Consider the following 2,613-nt stretch of genomic DNA (forward strand, 5'->3'; position numbering starts at 1 on the left):
CCGGGACCAGGACGCCCAGCGTCCGCGCCGCCGCGCCGGAAGCGGCAGCCGCCACCGCCACGGCCGCCGCCCCCGGAGCCGTGACCGAGGCCGCGCCCGAGGCGGCAGTCGTGCCGGTCGGGTTGTCGCCCGCGTAGAAGACGATCCCGGCCGCCGCGACGCCGAGGACGCCCGCGAACTGCGTGACCGAGTTGTAGACGCCGGACGCCGCGCCCGACACGTCCGCCGGGACGTCCGCGAGCACCGCGTTGGCCAGCACCGGCAGCGCCAGCCCCATCCCGAGCCCGGCGCAGAACAGGCCGGGCAGCAGGTGCCACGGCCGCAGGTCGGCCCCGGCCAGGGCGAACGCGCCCGCGAGCCCGCCGACGCCGCACGCCATCACCGCCAGGCCCGTCCGGACGAACGCGCGGGCGCGGGGAGGGCCGAGCCGGTGCGTGGGCTGGGCGGTGCAGGCCATCCCGGCGGGCCAGGCCGCGCCGAGCAGGGCGACCCGCAGCGGCGGCCAGCCGAGCCCCGACTGGAGCGCCCAGGTCAGCGCGATGAAGCAGGCGGCGACGGTGCCGAACAGCGCGGTGGTCAGCACCAGCCCGGCCGCGAACGAGCGGCGGCGCAGCAGCGACGGCGGGACGAGCGGGCTCAGCCCGAGCCGTTCGCGCCGCGTCTCCACCAGGAAGAACGCCCCCAGCGCCGGGACGCCCGCCAGCAGCAGTCCGGCCGTCCACACCGGGCCGCCGGGCATCCGCCCCTGGACGAGCGGCAGCGTCAGCGCGAGCGCGGCGACGCCCGCGAGAAGCACCCCGGCCAGGTCGAGGCGGGGTGGCGGTGTCGCGCGCGAGTCGTCCATCCAGCGGTCCACGCCCACCAGAGCGGCCAGCCCGACCGGGACGTTCACCAGGAAGATCGCCCGCCAGCCGAGTCCCGCAAGGTCGTAGTGCAGCAGCAGCCCGCCGAGCAGCGGCCCGCCGACCTGCGCCGCGCCGAGCAGGACGCCGTAGAGGGTGAACGCGCGGGCCCGGGCGCGTCCGGGCGGGAACTGGACGCCGATCACCGACAGCGTCTGCGGCACCATCACCCCCGCGAACGCGCCCTGCGCGGCCCGCGCGGCGATCAGCGCGCCGGGGGAGTGCGCCGCGCCCGCCGCCCACGACGCGAACACGAAGCCGGCGAGCCCGGCCAGCAGCACCCGCCGCCGGCCGAGGATGTCGCCGAGCCGTCCGCCGGTGACCAGCAGCAGCGCGTAGGCGAGCGCGTACGCCGAGACCGTCCACCGGCCGAGCGCCGGACCGGCGTGCAGGTCGTCCTGGATGCGGGGCAGCGCCACGTTCACGACCGTCACGTCCACGAGGTCCATGACCGCCGCCGTGAGCGCCGCGGACAGCGCCAGCCACCGGCGCTCGGGCACGCGCGGACGAAGGTTCATGGGACGTACCTGCCGGGGGCGGAGGCGGGGAACGAGGGGGGTGTTTCCAGGCGGACGGACGCGGGAGGTAGGGGACGGCTGATCCTGTAGGGTAACCGGACATGCCGGGCCTGAGAGCCTGGTCAGGGCCGTTCGGCCGGACGCGCCGGGAGGACCGGGAGGCTCCGGCCGCCCCCGGGAGGTGTGATGCGGCGTTCGCTGGCATTCGTGCTCGTCGTCGCGGGCGCGTTCCTGACCACGCTCGCCCCGCTGATCCGGTTCTACGTCTCGGACCAGGTCGTCCGGGCGCCGCTGAACCGGTACGAGCGGGTCCGGCTGGAGGCGCCGAACGCCAGCATGTTCGACATGGCCTCGCTGAAGCTCCGCCGGAACATGACGCTGGTCGCCGAGAGCACCATCCGCGGCGACGTGAAGGCCAACGGCGGCGACGACCGCATCGCCGTCTGGGACTCCTCCACCACCGTCACCGACAAGGCGACCGGCAAGCAGGTGAGCCTGCAGGCGTACCGGATGGCCTTCGACCGCCGCACCGCGCTGCTGGTGAACTGCTGCGCGGCCAACGTCGGCGGCGACGTCAACGTGCGGATGTTCGGCTACGGGCTGCTGTTCCCGATCGCGAACGTGCACCGGCGCGACTACCCGTTCTACGACACCACCACCCGCCGCACGCTGCCGATGAGGTACAGCGGTGAGGAGGAGGTCGCCGGGCTGCGGACCTACCGGTTCGTCCAGGAGGTCCCGCTGGTCAAGGTCGAGACGATGGGTGTGAAGATGCCCGGCGACATGCTCGGCCTCGGCAAGGACTCCTACCCGCAGCGCGTGGACCGCTACTTCGAGGCCGTCAACACCCAGTGGGTCGACCCGCGGACCGGCATCCCGGTGAAGCAGGAGCAGCGCATCACCCAGTCGCTCCGCAACCGGGACGGCACGGGCCGCCTCGTCGTCGCGGACGCCGACCTGGTGACCGTCCCCGAGGACCAGCGGCACCTGGCGGCCCTGTCGAACGAGTCGGCCACGCAGATCGCCTGGACGCGGATCTACGGTCCCGTCCTCGCGCTGCTCCTCGGCCTCGGGATGCTCTGCGCCGGATCGACGCTCACGCTGATGCGCCGCCGCGACGAGCCTCCGCCGCCCGTCGCCCCGCGCGGCCCGGACGGCCGGTTCGGCGGACTCGCCGCCGGTCCGCCGCCCGG

The 2,613-nt window shown here is 75.2% G+C and carries 2 protein-coding genes; one reads left to right on the forward strand and one right to left on the reverse strand.

Annotated features, from left to right (window positions below):
* Window positions 1-1,420, reverse strand: a 1,420-nt coding sequence (locus tag DZF91_RS25195) for an MFS transporter (protein WP_117359715.1), incomplete at its 3' end; no start/stop codon positions are given.
* Between the two features lie 186 nt (window positions 1,421-1,606).
* Between DZF91_RS25195 and DZF91_RS25200 the strand changes: the two genes are divergently transcribed.
* The coding region (locus tag DZF91_RS25200; RefSeq protein WP_147341372.1) for a DUF3068 domain-containing protein at window positions 1,607-2,613 on the forward strand (1,007 nt) is incomplete at its 3' end.

It is taken from the genome of Actinomadura logoneensis (assembly GCF_003428695.1).
Lineage (GTDB): Bacteria > Actinomycetota > Actinomycetes > Streptosporangiales > Streptosporangiaceae > Spirillospora > Spirillospora logoneensis.